At 59.8% G+C, this 20,560-nt stretch carries 17 protein-coding genes and 3 pseudogenes; 13 read left to right on the top strand and 7 right to left on the bottom strand.

Annotated features, from left to right (window positions below):
* Nucleotides 1-15: 15 nt before the first annotated feature.
* A complete protein-coding gene (locus IVB50_RS29755; protein WP_247285604.1) occupies nucleotides 16-1,791 on the top strand; it encodes an FAD-dependent oxidoreductase in 1,776 nt (591 codons plus the stop codon).
* Nucleotides 1,792-2,090: 299 nt separating this feature from the next.
* Nucleotides 2,091-3,503, top strand: coding sequence for a pyruvate kinase (gene pyk / locus IVB50_RS29750; RefSeq protein WP_247298905.1), 1,413 nt, complete (start codon nucleotides 2,091-2,093; stop codon nucleotides 3,501-3,503).
* A 6-nt stretch (nucleotides 3,504-3,509) separates the two neighbouring features.
* On the opposite strand, the gene IVB50_RS29745 is transcribed toward pyk, so the two are convergent.
* The gene (locus IVB50_RS29745; protein ID WP_247298903.1) at nucleotides 3,510-3,770 is read right to left on the bottom strand and encodes a hypothetical protein; all 261 of its coding nucleotides are present in this window, start codon (nucleotides 3,768-3,770) and stop codon (nucleotides 3,510-3,512) included.
* 380 nt (nucleotides 3,771-4,150) lie between these two features.
* Here IVB50_RS29745 and IVB50_RS29740 point away from each other — a divergent pair, with 380 nt between their 5' ends.
* The 3 genes and pseudogenes from IVB50_RS29740 to IVB50_RS29730 all read left to right on the top strand — a co-directional run bounded on the left by IVB50_RS29740 (nucleotide 4,151) and on the right by IVB50_RS29730 (nucleotide 5,849).
* The gene (locus tag IVB50_RS29740) at nucleotides 4,151-4,528 is read left to right on the top strand and encodes a nuclear transport factor 2 family protein (protein WP_247298901.1); all 378 of its coding nucleotides are present in this window, start codon (nucleotides 4,151-4,153) and stop codon (nucleotides 4,526-4,528) included.
* A 279-nt stretch (nucleotides 4,529-4,807) separates the two neighbouring features.
* Nucleotides 4,808-5,402, top strand: a pseudogene (locus IVB50_RS29735) (IS481 family transposase); the annotation flags it as partial.
* Nucleotides 5,400-5,849: an rRNA adenine N-6-methyltransferase family protein gene (locus tag IVB50_RS29730; RefSeq protein WP_247298925.1), complete on the top strand. Its 450-nt coding sequence runs from the start codon at nucleotides 5,400-5,402 to the stop codon at nucleotides 5,847-5,849. The pseudogene IVB50_RS29735 and the gene IVB50_RS29730, both read left to right, overlap by 3 nt.
* A 242-nt stretch (nucleotides 5,850-6,091) precedes the next feature.
* Here IVB50_RS29730 and IVB50_RS29725 read toward each other — a convergent pair.
* Together IVB50_RS29725 and IVB50_RS29720 are read right to left on the bottom strand one after the other, a co-directional pair.
* Nucleotides 6,092-6,387: pseudogene (locus IVB50_RS29725) on the bottom strand (chorismate mutase).
* Between the two features lie 397 nt (nucleotides 6,388-6,784).
* Complete coding sequence (locus tag IVB50_RS29720; RefSeq protein ID WP_247298899.1) at nucleotides 6,785-8,002, bottom strand: MFS transporter; 1,218 nt, start codon at nucleotides 8,000-8,002, stop codon at nucleotides 6,785-6,787.
* A gap of 516 nt (nucleotides 8,003-8,518) precedes the next feature.
* Between IVB50_RS29720 and IVB50_RS29715 the strand changes: the two genes are divergently transcribed.
* Nucleotides 8,519-9,007 (top strand): GNAT family N-acetyltransferase, encoded by a 489-nt coding sequence (locus tag IVB50_RS29715; RefSeq protein ID WP_247298897.1) that lies wholly within the window; start codon nucleotides 8,519-8,521, stop codon nucleotides 9,005-9,007.
* 806 nt (nucleotides 9,008-9,813) lie between these two features.
* On the top strand, nucleotides 9,814-10,437 hold the full coding sequence (locus tag IVB50_RS29710; RefSeq protein ID WP_247298895.1) for an NUDIX hydrolase: 624 nt from the start codon (nucleotides 9,814-9,816) through the stop codon (nucleotides 10,435-10,437).
* Nucleotides 10,438-11,187: 750 nt separating this feature from the next.
* On the opposite strand, the gene IVB50_RS29705 is transcribed toward IVB50_RS29710, so the two are convergent.
* Genes IVB50_RS29705 through IVB50_RS29695 form a run of 3 tightly spaced genes read right to left on the bottom strand, consistent with a single transcriptional unit; the run spans nucleotide 11,188 to nucleotide 13,671 of the window.
* Nucleotides 11,188-11,400 (bottom strand): hypothetical protein, encoded by a 213-nt coding sequence (locus tag IVB50_RS29705; RefSeq protein WP_247298893.1) that lies wholly within the window; start codon nucleotides 11,398-11,400, stop codon nucleotides 11,188-11,190.
* Between the two features lie 45 nt (nucleotides 11,401-11,445).
* A complete protein-coding gene (locus tag IVB50_RS29700; RefSeq protein ID WP_247298891.1) occupies nucleotides 11,446-12,789 on the bottom strand; it encodes an LLM class flavin-dependent oxidoreductase in 1,344 nt (447 codons plus the stop codon).
* Nucleotides 12,790-12,834: 45 nt separating this feature from the next.
* Nucleotides 12,835-13,671, bottom strand: coding sequence for a class I SAM-dependent methyltransferase (locus tag IVB50_RS29695; RefSeq protein WP_247298889.1), 837 nt, complete (start codon nucleotides 13,669-13,671; stop codon nucleotides 12,835-12,837).
* Nucleotides 13,672-14,083: 412 nt separating this feature from the next.
* Here IVB50_RS29695 and IVB50_RS29690 point away from each other — a divergent pair, with 412 nt between their 5' ends.
* From IVB50_RS29690 to IVB50_RS29665, 6 genes are all read left to right on the top strand, one after another.
* Entirely contained in the window at nucleotides 14,084-14,437 is a 354-nt protein-coding gene (locus IVB50_RS29690) for an FAD-dependent oxidoreductase (protein WP_247298887.1), read from the top strand.
* A 72-nt stretch (nucleotides 14,438-14,509) separates the two neighbouring features.
* Nucleotides 14,510-15,484 carry a hypothetical protein gene (locus IVB50_RS29685; protein WP_247298885.1) on the top strand — a complete coding sequence of 325 codons (975 nt, stop codon included), beginning with the start codon at nucleotides 14,510-14,512 and terminating at the stop codon, nucleotides 15,482-15,484.
* A gap of 302 nt (nucleotides 15,485-15,786) precedes the next feature.
* The gene (locus tag IVB50_RS29680) at nucleotides 15,787-16,713 is read left to right on the top strand and encodes a TauD/TfdA family dioxygenase (RefSeq protein WP_247298883.1); all 927 of its coding nucleotides are present in this window, start codon (nucleotides 15,787-15,789) and stop codon (nucleotides 16,711-16,713) included.
* Between the two features lie 21 nt (nucleotides 16,714-16,734).
* Entirely contained in the window at nucleotides 16,735-17,793 is a 1,059-nt protein-coding gene (locus IVB50_RS29675) for an ABC transporter substrate-binding protein (RefSeq protein WP_247298882.1), read from the top strand.
* Nucleotides 17,790-18,650 carry an ABC transporter ATP-binding protein gene (locus tag IVB50_RS29670; RefSeq protein ID WP_247298879.1) on the top strand — a complete coding sequence of 287 codons (861 nt, stop codon included), beginning with the start codon at nucleotides 17,790-17,792 and terminating at the stop codon, nucleotides 18,648-18,650. The genes IVB50_RS29675 and IVB50_RS29670 overlap by 4 nt, the downstream gene beginning before the upstream one ends.
* On the top strand, nucleotides 18,643-19,512 hold the full coding sequence (locus tag IVB50_RS29665; protein ID WP_247298877.1) for an ABC transporter permease: 870 nt from the start codon (nucleotides 18,643-18,645) through the stop codon (nucleotides 19,510-19,512). The genes IVB50_RS29670 and IVB50_RS29665 overlap by 8 nt, the downstream gene beginning before the upstream one ends.
* Here the strand turns inward: IVB50_RS29665 and IVB50_RS29660 are convergent.
* A pseudogene (locus IVB50_RS29660) lies at nucleotides 19,448-19,639 on the bottom strand (hypothetical protein); the annotation flags it as partial. The gene IVB50_RS29665 and the pseudogene IVB50_RS29660 overlap by 65 nt on opposite strands.
* Nucleotides 19,640-20,560 lie beyond the last annotated feature (921 nt).

The raw sequence follows: 20,560 nt of genomic DNA, 5'->3' as shown, positions 1-20,560 counted from the left end.
CGCAGCGAGGCGGAGATGGACAAGCCGATCAACCAATCAGGCGAAAAAAGGACAGCGGCATTGCCAGCAATAGGTGCTACTCAAACGTTCGAAACAGAGGTGCTCGTGGTGGGTAGCGGAGCAGCCGGCCTTTCGGCGGCACTCTACGCCGCAAAGAATGGCCTTCGCGTGACGGTTTGCGAAAAGTCTTCTCGTCTCGGCGGGACCACGTCGCTGTCGAATGGCATGATCTGGGTTCCCTGTTCGCTTCAGGCGCGCTCCGCCAAAATCGATGACTCGCTTCCAAAAGCCAGGACTTATCTTGAGCATGAGCTTGGCAATTACTATCGGCAAGACTTCATCGAAGCCTATCTTGAGGACGGGCCGACTGCGCTTGCCGCTCTCGAGACCGGGACAGAGGTCAAGTTCACGCTGGCCTCGGCGCCCGATTATCACTCAAGCCAGGTCGGCGGAGTCGACAAAGGCCGGGCACTCAGCCCTGCACCCTACGATGCAAGGCTGCTCGGCTCCGACTTCGATCTGATCGGCGACCCCATTCGCGTTGTGCTCGGGGGGATGATGATTTCTTCCAGCGAAGTCCGAAGCTTCCTGAATCCGTTCCAATCGTTTGCTTCCCTCAAGCATGTCTTGCGTCGCGTGACTCGCTACGCGCGGGATCGCTTGAGCTACAGGCGCGGCACCGAGTTCAGCGGAGGCAATGCCCTGATTGCGCGCCTGCTCGTGAGTTTGCGGAAGTTAGGCGTCGAAATATGGCCGGCGTCTCCTCTCGTTGAGCTCGTCATGGAAGACGGGCGCGTCACAGGGGCAATCGTCAAGCGCGGCAATTCTGAGATCCGCGTGCGCGCATCCCACGCTGTCATTCTCGCTACCGGCGGCTTCGCCCGCAACGCGCAGCTGAGAGCCGAGCTGAGCGGCCCACACCAGCATGACGACACGCTGGCTCATGCCGATGTTACAGGCGATGGCATTAACCTTGCCACGAAGCTCGGAGCTGCAATCGACAAGGATGTCGCTTCTGCAGGGTTCTGGACTCCAGTCTCGATGTTCAGGAGTGGGACAGGCTCCCAAATTGTCCCCTACGGATGGCTCGACCGCGGACGACCCGGCGTCATCGCGGTTGCCCCAAATGGGCAACGCTTCGTCAACGAATCCAATTCATACCACGATATCTGCCTCGCGATGTTTGGAAATGGATATCCCGCAGACAAGCGGTTCTACTTCGTCTGCGATCACGAGTTCGTTCGGCTGAGGGGCATGGGACATCTGCTGCCTTGGCCATGGACGCTGAATATCCGGAAGTACGCGCGGCTCGGCTACATCAAACTGGGCCGAACGATACCGGAGCTCGCCATGCAAATCGGCCTGAATCCCGGCGAGCTCAAAAGGACGGTCGAGGAGCATAATGCGCACGCCGCCGCTGGCGTCGATCCGCTCTTCAAACGCGGTGAATCGGCGTTCAACCGCACGCTTGGCGATCCGTTGGTAGGAACGAAAAATCCAAATCTTGGGCCCATCCAGAGTGGCCCCTTCATCGCGCTGCCGATCGTTCCGGCAACGCTCGGCACAGCCGCTGGCTTGGCGACCGATAGCTACGGCAAGGTTCTGGACGCAGAACGCGAGCCAATCCCGGGTCTTTATGCCTGCGGCAATGATATGACCTCACCAATGCGTGGAATTTATCCGGGAGCAGGCATCACCATCGGCCCCGGCATAGTCTTCGCTTACCGGGCAGTTTCGAACATTCTGGCATCCGCTCATCGCGTGCAGAAGGCGCCTGCATCCGCAACGTGAAATCGCGTCTCACGGCATCTGTATCGCGACAAGAGGTCAATTCAGTCATCTTGTGCCGTCGATTTTGCTGCTTTGGGAAGCAAGGACCATGTCTTCATTCTGGCGGCGTTCTCCTGTTCGAACCTCTGCTGGATGCCTCCCGGACCGCGTTGAACCGGGGCGATCAATTTCGCCTTCGGCGGAGGTGCATTGTGGCGGCGGGATGCGAGCCCATCACGCGAGTGTCTGAACGCCGTCATCGAAGACCGACCTTCGCATTTTATTCACACGCGTTTCATCCTCTTACGTCTGGAATCAACATGCGTCGTTCGCGCCTCGCCAAAATCGTTGCGACCGTTGGTCCGGCGACAGCTGCACCAGAACGATTGCGTGCTCTCTATCTCTCAGGCGCAGATACGTTCCGACTAAATTTCAGTCACGGGAGCCCGGACGATCACGCACGGGTCTATGACTCGATCCGCAGTCTCGAACGGGACTTCGGCACGCCAATAGGCGTCCTGCAGGATCTGCAAGGACCGAAGATCCGCATCGGCGCCGTCGAAGGCGGCAAGCTCGATCTACGCGCCGACGAGAAGGTTCGATTTGTGCTCGACGGAGCTACGGGCGGAAAGCAATCGATCCCACTACCTCATCCGGAAATATTCGCGGCCGCACGTCCCGGCCAGACTCTTCTCGTCGACGACGGCCGAGTGCGCCTGCGCGTTGAGAGTCCGGGCGATGGGCAGATCATCGCGACAGTTCTCGTCGGTGGAGCTATCCGCGATCGCAAAGGGGTAAACCTGCCAGGTTCGCTGCTTGCTATATCTCCTCTGACGAAGAAGGACCGCGGCGACCTCGCCTTCGGCCTCGCCCTCGGGGTCGACTGGGTCGCCCTGTCGTTCGTCCAGAAGCCTTCAGACCTCCTAGAGGCGCGCGGGCTGATCGGCGAGCGTGCCGGTCTGATAGCGAAGATCGAGACGCCTATGGCGCTCGATCGTATCGACGATATCATTCTCCTGTCAGACGGCATTATGGTCGCACGCGGTGATCTCGGTGTCGAAATCCCGCCCGAGGAGGTGCCGGGCCGACAGAAGGAACTCATCCGCGCCTGTCGGCTGACCGGAAAGCCCGTGATCGTCGCAACACAGATGTTGGAGTCGATGGTGGCTGCACCGACAGCGACGCGCGCGGAAGCCTCAGACGTCGCTACCGCCATCTACGATGGAGCTGACGCGGTCATGCTGTCGGCTGAGTCGGCAAGCGGCGCCTATCCAATCGAGGCAGTTGTCATGATGGACAAAGTAATCAGAAGTACTGAACGGCATCATCTCTATCGGTCGCTGGTCCAAGCCTCGCAAGCCGACGAAGAGATGTCCCCACCGCATGCAGTCGCCGCCGCTGGTGCAGACCTTGCGGTGACCCTCAATGCGAAGGCGATCATCGGTTTCACCGCAAGCGGCACGACGGCGGCGCGCATCGCGCGCAAGCGGCCCCCGGTCCCGGTTCTTGCTCTCACTCCAGATGAGAAAGTCGCGCGGCGCATGTGCCTGCTGTGGGGGGTGCACAGCATCGTTTCAGACGACCCCGCCACCGACGAGGAGATGACGCAGATAGCCGCAGCGGTGGCGCGCAACGAAGGTTATCTTGAAGCAGGTGATTTGATGATCGTCGTATCCGGCGTGCCGTTTGGGCAAATAGGTGCAACCAACAACGTCCGTATTGTCACCTGCTAAAATGGTTCAGGACAATTTCGCTACATCCGCCCTAAGAAACGAAGCACTACGGGCCGAACAATGATCGCCGACAACGCTCTGATTCTTCAACGGTGAGACCAGGAGCTGACCTTGCTTGGGCTCGACTACAGCATTCGGCTCTTTGATTTGCTCCCGGTTATCGAAGAAGCGCTTTCGGTCGAAATCTGGTGCAGTGATGCGGCGGGCCGGATGCAATGCTCTGGCGGCTTTTTTGAGCTCCTCGGAGGTTCGAACAGGCAATGACATTCAACCGATGCCGACGAGGTGATGAAAGCGCGGCGGAACGCGTTCTTCGGCGCTGGTCGGCAAGCCCAGCGTCCGACGGCGATAGGTTGAACCCTTCGTCCGCTTCCCAAATGACGATCCGCCAAATGTCGGTACCGTTCGTCCCGCAGCCGCACCGTAGTGTGACATTCAAAGTCATCGAGCGCCCCACTGTTCGGCGACAACTGCGATACCACCAGGCTTTACTGGCTCCACCAAATCGGGGCCTTGTCATCAGCATCGGATAAGGAAACGTCAGGCTCGGGTGCTTGATTGCGAGTAGCCGGTGTTAGCCGTGATATACGGCGTACCGGAAGCGGCATTCCAGCTTATCAGAGTCTTCGAACGAAACGGAATCTGTAGTGAACAACAACTCCTTGGTGCCGGACGTCAGCGAGTTCCTGGAGCTCTGGGAGCAAACTTTCAATGTGCACGCGCCGGAACGTCTGGTTGTGCTATACGCCGATGATGCGCTGTTTCAGGGTACATCGAGTGCTAAGCTCTGCATCGGCGCTAAAGAGATAGGCACTTACTTTCATGGCATCGCTACCGTAAAAATGGACGTATGGCATTCCGTCACGTTGGCGTACAACGTTGTTTTGGTGGTGGGAAATTATGTCTTTTCACAGCTGCGGAATGGTCATGAGGTGTCGACACCGGCTCGGTTCACCTTCGTATTACGTCGCGAGGACGGCGTGTGGAAGATCGTGCACCATCACTCATCTGCCATCCCCGATTGATCGCCGAACCAAGCTTTGCGGTATCGGAGTTTGTAGCTGAAGTGGCACACTCAGGCTGCCTCTCGCCAGCCTGCCCATCGTGCGGCTGGATCGCAAAAATTTGCAGCGCTCGCAATGACAACAGGACGGCAGCGAGGTACCGCCTGCTTTGCTGAAGCGACTGACGGCAGAAGGGCAGTCCCTGGTCGAACGACGCGACGCCTTCGAGCTGGTGCGCGACTAGGTGGTTGGTCCCAAGCTTTGATGGTGCATTCTTATCGCATGATTGAAGGATGCGCTATTGGTCAAGTTTTACACGGCTGCGCCACCACGACGGAGGCCGTCCGTCGAGCAATACAAAATAGTCACGAGAGCTTGAGAGCGCTCGCGAAGCGCTACTATCAACCAGAAGACTGTCGCGAAGGGGAAGCAGCGCGAGACCGTCGTCGATCGCTCGACAGCCCCCAAAGAAGCCAAGTCCACTGTCCTTTGCATCAAGGCGGAGGCGATCATCGTCGCCTTCCGGCGGCATGCGCTGCTGCCACTGGACGATTGCCTCTATGCGCTGCAGCCAACCATCCATCCCGCATCTGACGAGGTCATCTCTGCATCGCTACCTCCAGCGTCATGGGATTAGCCGATTGCCGGAGGTCGAAGGCAGCAAGCCTTCGAAGAAACAGTTCAAGGCTTATCCGATTATTTCCACATCGACATTGCTGAGCTCCAGACCGCTGAAGCCAAGCTCTACCTCTACTTCCCCATCGATCGCACCAGTAAGTTCGCCTTCGTGCAACTGGTCAAGAAGGCGGAAAGGACCTCCGCCTCGGCCTTCCTCGAAGCTCTGATCGCCGCGGTCCCCTACAGAATCCACACGGTTCTCACCGACAATGGGATGCCCAGCTTCTGGGCCCGCAATTTTGACCATCTTAACATCGCCGCCGGCGAGCAGGTACTTCAGGTCGGTGCCGGCACCGGATACTATTCGGCGGTGCTGGCCGAGATTGTCGGACCCGCTGGTCGTGTGACGGCGATCGAAACCGACACAGAGTTGGCGTCGCGGGCCCGAGTGAACCTCGAGAGCTGGCCCCAGGTCGATGTCGTCTCGGGCGACGGCCGGGCGGTAGATGTCGGCGAGCTTGATATCGCCATCGTGTTCGCCGGAGCCACTCACCCATCCCGTGTCTGGCTTGATCGCCTTGTCGAAGGTGACCGGCTTCTGATGCCTATGACGGACGATACCTGGAAAGGCTTTCTTCTCCATTGTGGTACGGCGTCGAGACCACTTCGAGGCCTCTTCCATTGGTGCCGTCTCTATTTATCCTTGCACGGGTGGACGCGATGAGGACGCTGCAAGACGTCCACATAACGCGATCGACCGGTTGCCGCTTCGCAACCTTCCAATTCGCGCGTTGCACGTAGGTGAGCCGCGATTTAACGACTCAGAGAATGTGTGGTTTAGCGGGCCGGGCTTCTGGCTCGAGCGTGATCCTCCATGCTAAGACGACCTACACTGATCGAGCGCATACCTGTTCAGCCAGGTTGAAGATCACCGGCTCCGACGAGAACGCGCGTGGTCGAGCATTTTTACACGTCGGCGTTTGCTCCACGAGTAAGGTCGTGATGCAGGATCACTTCTTTGAAAATGAATGATAGGAACTTCTCGGCAAACTCTGGGCAAGGCTAGCTGCCTGTGCGAGCGTGCGTAGTCTTTCTACTTGGCGTTCCTCACGAGCTGGATCTGCCGAAGGCAATTGAAGTCGCACTTTTAGTTTTCCGACCTGCCGAGTGCACCTGAAACGTTCCGCGAGAATGTGGATAAGGGCCGCATCGAGATTGTCGATGCTGCTCCGCAGTTCGTTCAATTCGGATGGAGTTTCCAAGTTCGCGCCTCCTTTCTATGCAACCATACTTTCCAGCTTGACACCGGGTCTCTGGCTGAAACATTTTCAGGCTTTCCGAGTCACTGGGCCCTAACAGCCCGGTCTGATTGAACGAATTCGATCAATCTCAGTACGCCACCTCGGCATTGAAAGCATTTCTGACTCGAGCGCAGTAAATCAGTATTGGCCCATGTGGCCATCGAGGCCGGCGGGTCTTCGGCCAACAATCTCAAGAACCACGTACGTTACTGCACTTCCTAGCCTGCTGCCAGCCGCCGCGGTGCGGGCCAGCGCGACCAGGCCAGCGCATTCTTACTTTGGGCGCGGTGAAGGATCGTCGAGCTGCCAAGTGATGGATGCCGTTGCTCTATGAGGTCTGGTCATAGGGTCGTATGCCTTAGTCGAACCCACGGACTGCCGGAGTGGCAGCTTCTGCAGCTGCAACTTCACTCATAAAGGCAACAGCCAGTCCGAAGCCGATGAGGCCAATCAGGATCGACCCTGCAGCAAGGGATGCGACCCCGCTAGTTTCGACGAGGATACCGCCGAGAACGGCCCCGATGGCTATTCCTGCGAAGGTGGTCGAGCTGTTCATTGCCAAAACTAGCTTCGACCTCTCCCCGGCTAGATCGAGAAGCCGGTGCTGGATCGGAACGAGATACATGTAACTCGCGTTGCCCCAAAGAAATGCGATGAGCACGGTTAAGGCACCATGATGCCCGAATCCAACCAGAGCTACGAGAACGATTAGTTGTGCGCCGATCACCGCAATGAGAACTTTGTAGGGGCCGAAGCGATCGGTTAGAAAGCCGCACGCTGCGTTTCCTGTCACAGCTCCGAAACCGTACGCAAAGAGCGCGGCTGAGAGCAGCGGCACGCCTGTAAGCAGAGAACCGGTGATAATGACGCTCACATAGGAGTAAACAACGAACTCGGAAATGACCACGAATAGGGTAACCGAAAGAACACCGTAGATGGCCCTGGGGAAGTCTTTCGAAGCCGGGCCGTTTCCGCGCTCCGGCGCCTTTGCAGAGACACCGGACATCATAGGGGCGAAGATCAGCAATGCCAGGAGCCCCGCAACTGCCACGAAACCGAATGCGAACCGCCAGCCGATGGCATCAGCGATCCAGCTAGTCGCCGGAACACCCGCAACTTGTGAAACGGTCATACCACCGAAGATAAGGGACAATGCCGACCCTTTGCGACCGGGCGGCAGGAGCTCGGTTGCCAATGCGGTGGCCGCCGGGGTGAACATGGCTGCGCCGTAGGCTGAAATGACGCGAGCTGCAGCCATGGTTGCAAAGTTCGGAGCGATCGCACAGATCACGTTGCCGATGATGAAGATTGAAACGGATAGGATCTGGACATTGCGGCGGCTTAGGGCCCGGAACATCCAGGCATTCAGCGGCGCAAAAACCGCGTAGGAGAGTGCGTAGATTGAGATGATCCATCCCGCCGCTCCGGTTGAAATGTTGAGGTCACGAGAAATCACTTCTAGTGCCCCGATGATGACAAACGTATCTAGGCCAATGGCGAACGCAGCGATCATCAGAGCGGCAAGGGTTAGCTTTGTTCGTGTATCAGGAGGGGATAAGCTCATGATCCTGGCCATTCAGTTCATCGTGATGTGTTCAAAGCCGTCATGCAACTCAGGATAAGGGCCAGCCGATGGCCATGCCTGAATACCCGGGGACGACGGCCAAGCTGCCACGGCCCCAGCACCTCTCCACATCCTGTGTGATCTCAAGCTGGTCAGGATATTCGAGCACCACGTTGCGTAAGCCCCGCATCATACAAGCCCTCCAGGAGTTTTTTCGCTACAACCGGCGCTGTTGTTTCGAAAAGCGGCTTATTTGATGCTTTTGCGTCGATCTACCCCACCCCGGCGAGCTCGGCGAGTATGACGTCTCGCAGCTTGGCCCCTTCGAAGTGGAGATATTTCACGTTGGCATGACGCGTACATCTTCTCACCCGGCAGGGCGTGCAAATGCGCGGCGTCAGGATGCAGCGATTCGGTGCACGCGACCCGCTACAGATCACGATTTGGCTCATCCCGCTGCAATTTTGCGGGAATGCTGGGGCCACAATCTGAGATAAGTTTTGGTGAATGGTTGCGAAGGAATCACCAATGAGCGGCACCAAAGTTGATGGCGAAACGGTATTGCGCGCGGCTTGCACTGGCGATGCCCAGGCGCTCTATGACGTGACGGCACAATCGGTTCAAGGACTGGCAATCACCCATTACAAGCCCGAGCAACTGGAGGGGTGGATGGGAGAACGTACTGCCAAATATTACGAGGATGTCATCGCTGCGGGCACCACGATCATAGCCGAGCAGAACGGAGAGGTATTGGGGTTCGTCGACTCAGTTCCTGGCGAGGTGACCCGCCTTTTCGTTTTGCCGAAGGCATCAGGCCGCGGAATTGGTGAGCGATTGCTCAAAGCTGGTCTTGAAGCCGCGGCAAAGGAACACCCAGGACCAATCAAGATCGAGTCAACCTTGAACGCGCAACGGTTCTATGAACGTCATGGCTTCAGGGCCATCCAGAAGGGCTACTTCTCTCATGGGCTTGGCGGAGATCCGATCGAGATTGTCCTCATGGAAATGGCACGATAGAGCAGAGTGCAGAGCACTTGGTCCTCAGATATCATCTCTATCTGCAGGCCGGCGCGATTTCGAAACATCATGATCGAGCCTTCCTCCCAAGCCGCACGACGTGCCGCCACGAACAACCTAGACCATCGTCTCACCTCTTCCGATCGCACGAACGAAACTCATTTCGACCGCTCGAACAATCGGTGCTTCGCCAGGAACACATTTGTCATCATCGAAGCAGTCGATGTCAGCTTGCCTGCTTTGCTGCGCCTTAAACCCCAATTCGCTCTTCGCACCGGCCACCCTGCCACAGCGGAGCTAGTTTTTAATTAGTCGCCGCCGCGTAGCCTCGAGTCCGGCGATTTGCAAGGACGCCCGGTATGGAGGCGACCGGCACAAGCATCGACACGGGCCTCTGATGCAGGCCGATCTCCAGGACATCGCGCCAAGCGCATCTGCGGACTCGTGCGCTGGAACTTGCGACCTCATAACATCGCTCACGCCGCACAAGCGCGCTCAGCTCAAAATGACGTACCAGGGGCCGTCACAGGACCCGTACACAGAAGCTGGGGCAGGAGATCCCGATCTTCAGGAGGCCGCGTCGCGGCGAATTCCGCCCTTCGTTGTCCGATGATCGCCGCGCTGGGCATTCAAGACCCTGCCTCGCAATCCGTTTTTGCGGGAGCGACTTCGCTGGAATGCGCGGCGACTCGGGATTGGTCATTTATGGCTGTCTGCGCTCTGACTCGGGCCGAATTCCAAAGCATAAGCTTTCGTCTCCATGCGCCGTTTGGTATGATATCAGCGGAACGACGACGGAGTGCGCTATGGAGCCTCAGTGGCTGACGTATGGGAAACGCTTGCAAGCTATTGCCTCTAGCGGGCTCCATTTTGCCCGAGACCAATTTGATCGAGAACGTTACGAGGAGATTGCCTCTATAGCCAATGAAATGCTCGCCAACTTGGGAAGTGTTCCCATCGAGAGGATAGAAGGGCTCATCTCTGATTTCGCGAAGGGCTATGCGACACCGAAAGTCGATGTGCGCGGAGCGATCGTAGAAGAGAACAAGGTCCTTCTGGTCCGTGAGAAGAGCGATGGTCTTTGGGCCTTGCCTGGCGGCTTTGCAGACGTTGGCCTTTCTGCTGCCCAAAATATCGCAAAGGAGTTGTACGAAGAGGCTGAATTGAAAGTGTCTGTTCGTCGCCTCTACGGGGTCCGACACAAGGCCGGCACTTCCTATTCGCCTGATGTCCGGGATTTCTACAAAGTTTTCTTTCTTTGCGATAGGCTCTCAGGCGGTGAGGCCCGGCCCAGATTGGAGACGAGCGAGGCGATCTTTTTCCCGAAAGATCGGCTACCTCCGCTGTCGCGAGGTAGAACTATCGAGAGTGACGTTGAAGCAGCCTTCGCATTCGCAGCTGACGCGAACAGACCTGCCTTCTTCGATTGAGAGCTCGATCCATTCTCTTGGTCCGCACTCTTTGGTCCGCCAATAACGACTTTGCCGAATGAAGAGCTCCGCATGACAGAGAGAATCATTCGGGCGCCATCAACCACGGCGCCTTGCGCGTGCTTTGACAGTCGGTTGCTGGTCGCTATCTTCGCTTCTAGCGAAGATCGCGACCGAGCCCTTCGGCACTCATTCGGTGGTGTAGAGCGGTCGGTGCGCAGAACGCTCAATGGTTTCGGTTGCGTCATCGCAGCCCAACGTAGCTGATGCTGGTCAAGCAGCTTCATCAGCGATCACGTCCACCAACAAACGTAAGGGCGCTGAAACTCGACTGCATTGGTGACCGCCTCTATGCCACGCTCAAATGCGTTTGCCCCGTGCTTGGGATGGGCGCCGATGATCGGGAGGCTGTCCACGCGCCGCGTCAGCGGTCGGCGAGGGGGATCCCGCAGCAACCCGCATCTGCCTCAGCATGTCCTTCAAGCTCTGCGCGAAATCCTCGTCCGGCACCCAGTAAACGTCGTTTCTGTCGCCTGACGTTGCGACCGGCGAGCGGAAGACATTTACGCCACGCAATCCGTCGCGGAACTATACTGTCGATCAATCGCAAGAAACCGTGTTTGCTCCCGCAACCTGAACTTACTAGCCCTTGGCGAACGACCGCCCATTTCTGCCGACTCTCCAACACTCGGTCCTTGGGATTGCGTCGGTTGACGCGGTCGGCCGCCCTTCGCGTAGAACCGGACCTTATTATCGGTCGCGTCGATTTAGAATGAAATAGTTGGCCAGCCCGATCGTTAATAGCAAGAAGGCCGACACGACTGTACGAATCAGGATGGAGTCGATCTCGGACTTGAACACGGCGTTGTTGGCTTCAGCACCTGTTGAGAAATCGACATAGGACCCGGCGGCGAGGAGGAAAATGGCCAAAAGGCTGGAGAGGAGAAAGAACGCCGTCTTCATGCCTGCTTACTGTTCGCGAGTCTGGATGTGGGTGCGGAAACAGTCTCAGGCAATCGCCTTGACTGCGCTGGAGTAGACGCTGGCCGGCCGCGCGAGTCCGTAGTGCTCGCGCAAGGTCGTGCCGGTGTAGTCCTCGCGGAACAGGCCGCGCTTGCGCAGGATCGGGATGACCTGCTCGGCGAAGGTATCGAAGCCGCCGGACAGCCATGGCGGCATCACGTTGAAGCCATCGGCTGCGCCGCGCTCGAACCAGGTCTGCATGTTGTCCGCGATCTTTTCGGGCGTGCCGGCAATGACCCAGTGGCCGCGCGCGCCGGCGAGGCGCTGCACCAGCTGGCGAATGGTCGGCTTCTCGCGGTCGACGATATCGACCACGAGCTTGAAGCGGCTCGCGACTCCGCGCGCGCTCGCTGTGTCGATGAGATCCCAGGGAACCGGGCTATCGAGATCGTAGCCGGTGAGGTCGAGGCCTATCATCTGACGCAGCTGCGTCAGGGAGAATTCGGGCTGGATCAGCTCGTTGAATTCGTCCTGAAGTCGATCGGCTTCAGCCTGCGTGCTGCCGATGAAGGGGCTGATGCCGGGCAGGATCTTGATCTCGTCGGGACTGCGATCGAAGGTGCGGGCCTGGCGCTTGATGTCGGCATAGAACGCCGTCGCCGACTCCAGTGTCTGATGCGCCGTGAAAATTGCCTCCGCGAACCGGGCGGCGAACGCGCGGCCGTCGTCGGAGGAGCCGGCCTGTACGTAGACCGGCCGTCCCTGCGGCGCCCGCGAGATGTTCAGCGGGCCACGAACGCGAAAATGCTTGCCGATATGGTCGAGCGTGTGGATCTTGCTGGTGTCGGCGAAGATGCCAGAAGCCGGATCGTTGACGAGCGCGTCATCCTCCCAGCTATCCCACAGCCGGGAGATCACGTCGAGATATTCGCGGGCGCGCTCATAGCGCTCGTGGTGAGGGGGATGTTCAGGCAACCCAAAGTTCTGTGCGGCCTGCTGCGCACCGGTGGTGACGATGTTCCAGCCGGCGCGACCCCGGCTGAGATGGTCGAGAGACGCAAACAGCCGTGCCAGATTGTACGGCTCGGTATAGGTCGTTGACGCCGTCGCGATCAGCCCGATACGGCTGGTGACGGCGGCAATCGCTGCGAGCCAGGTGATTGGTTCGAAACGAAGGCGCTGGGCGTACCGAACATTGTCGGCCAGCGCCGGCCCGTCGGCAAAGAAGATGGCGTCGAATTTGCTCGCCTCGGCCCGTTGCGCCAGCTCCTGATAATGGGTGATGTCGAGGATGCGGTCTGGTTCAGATCCCTTATAGCGCCACGCCGCTTCGTGATGGCCGCCCGGATAGATGAAGAGATTGAGAAGAAGCTGGCGTTGGTTGCTCATGGTTCGTTTGTTCCGATGCGATGGCCAATGGTGAGACTTGAACGATTAAAGACCCGGAGAGGAATCCCGTGGCTCCGGCTTTCGAGCGAACGCGAAGCGCAGATATCGCTCCAGGCGGAGGCCCTCCGGGGTACGCTTCGCCTCGACCAAGCCAGCAAAGGCGCGCTCGATCGCTTCCCGTTCCGCTGTGGAAAAGCCGCCCAGGAAGTTACCGAATGCACTAGCCTCGGACCATCCGAGCGCCGAACTCACGTCGTCATGCAAATCGACCAGTGAACGCAGGTCGCTTCGGTAATCGACGAGACCGGCCTCAACGAAGAGCATTTTGAGCTCGTCGTCGGTGGCTCCGAGCACCCGGTGCGCTTCACCACTCCTCTCGGCGAACCCAGCCTGTTCGGTCGCCTGCCGAAGCAAAGTGCGGGACTCGTGAGGTTTGGTCGGGTCCTGAACGTTCAACCCGATCCGGCCGCCCGGCTTGAGAACGCGGTGAATTTCGTGCAGGGCTCGCCGCTTGTCTGAGATCCAATGGAACACGCTGTTGAGATAGACGGCATCGAATTCCGCAGGTTCAAAGCGCGAAAGGTCTTCGGCGCGGCCGATCGCGAATGTCAACGTCTTCGACGCGCGGAGACGCGCGATGGCAATGCGGTTCTCGAGAGGATCGATGCCGGTCACACGGCCGTCAGGCCCGACAAGTTGTGCGACGAATTCGGTAAGGCGGCCCGTACCGGCACCGATATCGAGCACGTGATTCCCGGCCTTCAATGCGAGCGGGCCGACGAGGAATTTACCGTGATGAAACTGGAGGATGCCGGCCTGCTCATAGGTGCGAGCAAGCTCGGGTGTGTCTCGTTCAAGGCTGATGACGCCGGAGGTCGACATCGTGCTTCTCAAATCTCCAACGGGCCGTCGAGACAGCTTGATTGGACGAAGTTTATGTTGTCGGAACGAGGAATGTCGATGAAATTGAATTGCGTTGTTCGGTGTGATGCGAGCATGAATCTAGCGGCGCGCATCCCTGGAAGAGATGATGTTGCAAACCGATCGTCTCAATTGGATGCCCCAGCGCATGCCGAGCGTCTCACCCCGGTCTCTGGCTCGCTCCACGACACTACGCAAATCTTTCAACACGCCGAAGCCCGGCGATTGGCTCGTTGTGCGGGTTGAAAAACAAAGCCGATTCCATTTCATTGACTGAGTATCGTTCGCTTCTACGATTTGACCGCATTTGATGCTGAAACCTCGAGGTGCGAACATGTTTCAGTCCGTTGTCGACACTGCGGCGCGCGAGACCTTGCGCCTGATTGGACCCGATCCGCAGAACTGGATCCCTGACCGTCAGGGGATCGATCACAGCGTCGCCATCATCGGCGGCGGGCAATCCGGAAGCGCGTTCGCCTTTGCGTTGCGTCGTGCCGGCATCGGCAAGGTCACCCTGATCGATGCCGCCGGCGACGCTGCTTCGTCCGGCCCCTGGTTGAGCAGCGCGCGCATGAACAAGCTGCGTACGCCGAAAGGGTTGCCTGGGCCCGAACTCGGTTTGACAGGGCTGAGTTTCCAGGCCTGGTATGAAGCCCGCCACAGCGCCGCCGCGTATGAAGCGATCGATCGCATTGCCCGGGTGGATTGGGCCGCCTACCTCGACTGATATCGCAGCACGCTTCGCATCAACGTGCGCTGCCGGACGCGGCTTCTCCGTGTCGAGCCGACCGCTGATCATTTGCGGCTTCATCTCAACCTGGCCGGCGAAGCGCGAACGGAAACGGCCCGCAAGATCATTCTTGCCGGTGGCTTCCCCAGTAACGGCGGTCCGTCCGTTCCCGACGTGCTCTCGCGCAATCTGCCAAAGGAGCTTTACGCTCATACGCTGGAAGCGATCGATTTCGAGAAACTGCGCGACAGGTTAGTCGCGGTGCTGGGCAGCGCGGCCTCCGCATTCGACGCGACGGCGGTGGCGCTCGAAGCCGGGGCGAGGGAGGTGCATCTCTTCGCGCGGCGCGACAGGCTTGCCTCGGAGCCGGTGATCAGGACGCGCGGCTATCCGGGAGCTTGCGACAATTACGGATCGTTGCCGGACGCTCTTCGCTGGCACCAGGCCATCCGTTTCCGCCGTGCCGGATCCACGCCACCGCCTGATGCGGTCGCGCGCGCCGTCAAGTTCCCGAATTTCCACCTTCATCTGTCGGCGCCGTGGACGTCGGCCAAGCCGTTCGAGCGGCGGCTGCTTGCGACCACGCCGGATGGCAATATCGCATTCGGTTTCGTGATCGCCGGTACGGGTTATCGGGTCGATCTCGCAAAAACACCGGAGCTGGCCGCCTTCTCCGACAACATCCTGTTGTGGCGCGACCGCTTTTCGCCTTCTGCGGACGAGCAGGACGAAACCCTGAGCGCACATCCCTATCTCGGGTCGGGGCACGAATTCCTCGAGAAGGCACCCGGCCGCGCGCCCTATCTCCGTAACATCCACGTCTTCAACCCTGCGGCCTTCGTGAGCTTCGGCTTGCCAATTGGAGACGTCCCGAGCTTCAAGCGTGATATCCCGGCCGTCATCGCGCAAATCAGCAGGGATCTCTTTCTGGACGATCTTGCCTCGCATGAGGCCCGCATCAATGCGCCGATCGCCGACGATTTCGAACCTGCACTTTATGCGCCTGCGGTGTGGCGCACGCAGAGCGTCGTCGCGGCTGAATAGCAGAAAGCGCAGATATCAATCGGATACGTCGTGCGAGTGCGTGCAACTATTTTCCACCTTCGCCCAACTTTGGAAGCTATTTCCGAAAGTCTTGAGTTAGCATCCTGTGACTGAGCGAGAGGCTGCATTGATGCCGTCTCTCGGGGAAGATCCCGCCAGACCCGATTGCCGCCAGAGCAGACGGCGATACTGCAAGAGGATCGATCACGACCATCAGCTGTGTATTTACTCCGCCATCGCATCAGCGATCGGCGAACGGCGGAGCCTTGTCCAAACGGGATCGCGATCTTGGGGAAAATGACATGACGGACGCAATCACCATCGACAACGTCATTCCGCGCGCGGATATCGTCAAGCGGTCGGCACGTATCGGCGCGGAGATCAGGAACATCAAGCTCTCGGGCGATCTCCCGGACCGGACGATCGCGGCGATCAACCAGGTTCTGCTCGAGCACAAGGTCGTCTTCTTCCGCGACCAGAACCATCTCGACGACGCGGGGCAGGAGAGTTTTGCCGTGAGGCTCGGCAAACTGGTTCCGCACCCGACGGTCGGCGCGACCAAGGGAACGGCGTCGATCCTGGAACTCGATTCCGGACGCGGCGGCGGCCGCGCCGACCAGTGGCACACCGATGTTACCTTCGTCGACGCCTATCCGAAGATCTCCGTGCTGCGCGGCGTCGTGATCCCCGAGTTCGGCGGCGATACGATCTGGTCAAACACCGCGGCATCCTATCTCGATCTGCCGGCGCCGCTGCGCAAGCTCGCGGACGAACTCTGGGCGGTGCACAGCAACGCCTATGACTACGCCGTCAAGACCCGCGCGAGCGAGGCCGACAGGAAGCACTTCGAGGAGGTCTTCACCGGCACGATCTACGAGACCGAGCATCCCGTCGTTCGCGTCCATCCCGAGACCGGAGAACGGACGCTGGTGCTTGGCAATTTCGTCCAGCGCTTCGTCGGCCTGTCGAAATACGACAGCCAGAAGCTATTCGACCTGTTCCAGTCCCACATCACTGCGCCCGAGAATACGGTGCGCTGGAGCTGGCAGCAGGGTGATGTGGTGATCTGGGACAATCGCGCTACCCAGCACTACGCCGTCAACGATTACGGCGACCAGCACCGCGTCGTCCGGCGCGCCACCATCGACGGCGAAGTGCCGGTCAGCATCGATGGCCGCAACAGCGTCACCCGCGTCAAGTCGACCAAGCCACAGGCGAAGGCCGCCTGAAACGAGCGAGGAGTGAATACAATGGAAATCGCTATCTCTGCGTTGCGTCGCCTGGTTGCCGGTCTGCGTGCAAGAGGGCGGCAACTTGGCCTCGCCGCCCTCGGGCTGATAGGGCTCGTCGGCAGCGCCATGGCCGAGCCGCAGCTCGAAAGGACCGAGGTCCGCTATCAAGGCTGGGCCGGCCAAGTCACGTTTATCGAGCTGGCCGATGACCTCGGCTATCTCGCGCCGCTCAAGCTGAAATGGATCGGCAACACCATCAGCGGTCCGCAGGACATCCAGACGGTGGTGACCGGCGATATCGACATCGGCGGCGCGTTCTATGGCGCGATCATCAAGCTGATCGCGGCCAAGGCGCCGATCAAGGCGGTGGTCGGCTATTACGGCTCGGACGACAACACCTACAACGGCTATTACGTGAAGGATGACAGCCCGATCAAGACCGCGCGGGACCTGATCGGCAAGAAGGTCGCGGTCAACACGCTCGGTGCACATCTCGAATTCGTGCTGCGCGAATACTTGGCTCGTAACGGCCTTACGCCGGCGGATGCGAAGCAGGTGACGCTGGTCGCGATCCCGCCCGTCACCGGCGAGCAGGTGTTGCGGCAGGGACAGGTCGAGGTGGCCACGCTCAACGGCGTGTTGCGCGACAAGGCGCTCGAACGCGGCGGCATCCGCAGGCTGTTTGCCGATACCGACATCTTCGGAAACTTCACCGGCGGGTCCTACGTGCTGAGGGACAAGTTCATCAAGGACAATCCCAACACCTCGCGCAGGCTGGTCGAGGGCGTGTCGCGTGCCATCACCTGGGCGCAGACGACGCCGCCGGAGGAAGTCCGCGCCCGTTTCGAGCGCATCATCGCCGATCGCAAGCGGAACGAGGACGCCACACCGATCAAGTACTGGAAGAGCACGGGTGTTGCGACCAAGGGCGGCGTGATCGGTGATGCCGAGCTGCAGGTGTGGGTCGACTGGCTGGTCAAGGATGGTCTCTTGAAGCCGGACCAGCTCAAGCCGTCTGATCTCTACACCAACGAGTTCAACTATTTCCGCCCCGGCAAGACCGCGGAGGCGAAATGACTACGACCAAGATCAGATTCGAGCATGTACGGAAGGACTTCCTGGTCCGGGGCAAGGATGGCGGGCCGGCGCAACGCTTCACCGCGCTGGACGACATCACGCTGGATGTCCGGCCCGGCGAGTTCCTTGCGCTGGTCGGGCCGAGCGGCTGCGGCAAGTCGACCTTGCTGGACCTGCTCGGCGGCCTTTCGCTGCCGAGCAGCGGGCGGATCCTGCTCGACGGCAAGGCCATCAACGGACCGGCGCGCGACCGGGGCATCGTGTTCCAGCAATACGCGCTGTTTCCTTGGCGGACGGCCGCGCAGAATGTCGAGTTCGGACTCGACATCGCCGGCCTGAAGGCCAGGGCGCGGCGGGAGAAGGCGCTGCACTATCTCGATCTGGTCGGGCTGTCCGGCTTTGCCGACCGCTATCCGCACGAGCTCTCGGGCGGCATGAAGCAGCGCGTCGCGATCGCGCGAAGCCTCGCCTACGATCCCGGGGTGCTGCTGATGGACGAGCCGTTCGCGGCGCTCGACGCGCAGACGCGCGAGACGCTGCAAGGCGAGCTGTTGCGGATCTGGCGCAGCACCGGAAAGACCATCCTGTTCATCACGCATGGCATCGACGAAGCCGTCGTCCTCGGCCAGCGCGTGGCGGTGATGACTTCGCGTCCCGGCCGCATCAAGCAGATCGTCGATATTCCCGACGAACTGCATAGCGAAACCGAGGACGTCCGCTCGTTGCCTCAGTTCGGGCGTGTGCGGCATGAGGTCTGGTCCTTGCTGCGCGACGAGGTGTTGAAGGCGCAAGGAGCTCAGGGCCCCGCAGCGGACGGCGAGAGCGTCGCAAAGGCGAAGGAATTGGCTCATGTCTAATCTGGAGGTGCTGACGCTGCTGGAGCTGGCCGAGGGAAGTCCGAAGCACCGGGCCGCACAACGCGTCGGTGCGCTTACCGGGGCCACGGGCGGCTTCGCGCGATGGTTCGGTGTCATCGGGCAGCGATCGCTGCTGCTGGTGCTGTTCCTGACAGTCTGGGAGACGGCGCCGCGGTTGGGTCTGATCGACGTGACGTTCCTGCCGCCGTTCTCCGAGGTGATCGCCGCGGGCTGGCAGCTCGCGCAGAACGGTGAACTCTATGAGGACGTCGGTGCGAGCCTGCTGCGGGCGCTGAGCGGATTCCTGATCGCGGTCGTTCTGATGGTGCCGCTCGGCCTGCTGACGGGATGGTACGCCCGGCTTGGCGATCTGCTGAACCAGACCATTGAGATCGCGCGCAACACGGCGCCGCTGGCGCTGCTGCCGGTGTTCATCCTGTTGCTCGGCATCGGCGAGCTCTCGAAGGTCACGATGGTGGTCTATAGCTGCGCCTGGCCGCTGCTGCTCAACACCATCGCGGCCGTGCGGCAGGTCGATCCGCTGCTGGTCAAGTCGGCGCGGACGATGGGCGCGACGCCAGGCCAATTGTTCCGCAAGGTGATCCTGCCGGCGTCGCTGCCAACCATCTTCGTCGGCATTCGGCTGGCAAGCGCTTCCGCGATGCTGGTGTTGGTCGCTTCCGAGATGGTCGGTGCCAAGTCCGGGCTCGGCTATCTCATCATCAACAGCCAGTACAGTTTCCTGATCCCGCAGATGTATTTCGGCATCCTCGGCATCACCGTGATCGGCCTCGTCTTCAACGCGATCCTCGAGGCGCTGGAACGTCGCTTGATGCGCTGGAAGGCGCCCGTAGCGGCCTAGCCCCGTTGTTGCGGGCCGTAGCCTGCGTCACGAAGCTGTTTGGCGGCGCATCTTCGGTCACCCAGACGTTGCCCCCAATCGTCGAGCCGCGGCCGATCGTGATCCGGCCGAAAATGGTCGCGCTCGCCCGATGAAGAGCGCGGCGCGATGGACCTGGTCGCACAGGCTGTCGAGCGCAATGCTGAGGCGGTTGAGGAGAACGACATGCAGACGTGCCCCGGTTCTGGCCTAGGCTCAAAAGTGCTACGTGCTCGCGAAACAGTGGGCTCGAGAACGAAGATGACCTTACCTACGAGCTGCTCCATGACGACGTCGTGACGGCCGATCACCTCCCGCCGCAAAGCATCACGGGGGCGGCTTTCCACATTCTGTGTGCGCTGTCTGAGATGGACGTGACTGTGGCGAGCGAGCTTCGCCGTTGCGACTCGCGCCCATTGCTCAAACGATGAGGGGCGACTCTTGGTGCACTGCAACGCCGATGGCGCTGCACGATAAGGATGCGGAAAGGACAGGGTCGCGCTCCTATCGCTTGGGAAGGAGACCTGATATTTTGTCGTCGTAACCTTTTGATCGAAATCTTTGAAGACGCTCCATATTTGATCGTACCCCGGTGGGGAGTTTTGTTCATGCAAAGCGATTTAAGGTGCGCCGGGCGTCACGCGGCGAGTGCCGTTGAGGTGGAAGAGCTCGCCGCCGAGCCTCTAGCAACCGGCAGGCCCGAAGCTGCAAACGATAACAACGAGGACGGCCCCTCGCTCCTCGTTCCATTTCCTGACGGTTGGTACGCAACTTGTTGAAACATGGTCCGAGATCGGGACGTAGCTTCCGAGTGCGCGTACTATCCGTTCGACCGTACGAAGCGGTGTCCCGCTCTTTTCTGCCGTGTCCCTTGCGAAGCTGCCCGGACCGCCAATTTGGCGGATTGATCTGCGGTCGTCGCCCTTCTTCGTCTCGGATGCACCGCCTCATAAGCCGGCTTCCGCTTTGCGACCAGCTTCGCCCGTTGTGCCGCCCTCAGGTCGCGGATCAGGTTCTCATCGATTTCAGC

Origin of the sequence: Bradyrhizobium sp. 87 (assembly GCF_023073015.1) — a bacterium.
In the GTDB taxonomy this organism is placed as follows: domain Bacteria; phylum Pseudomonadota; class Alphaproteobacteria; order Rhizobiales; family Xanthobacteraceae; genus Bradyrhizobium; species Bradyrhizobium canariense_D.
This window is presented reverse-complemented; position numbering and strand designations above follow the sequence as displayed.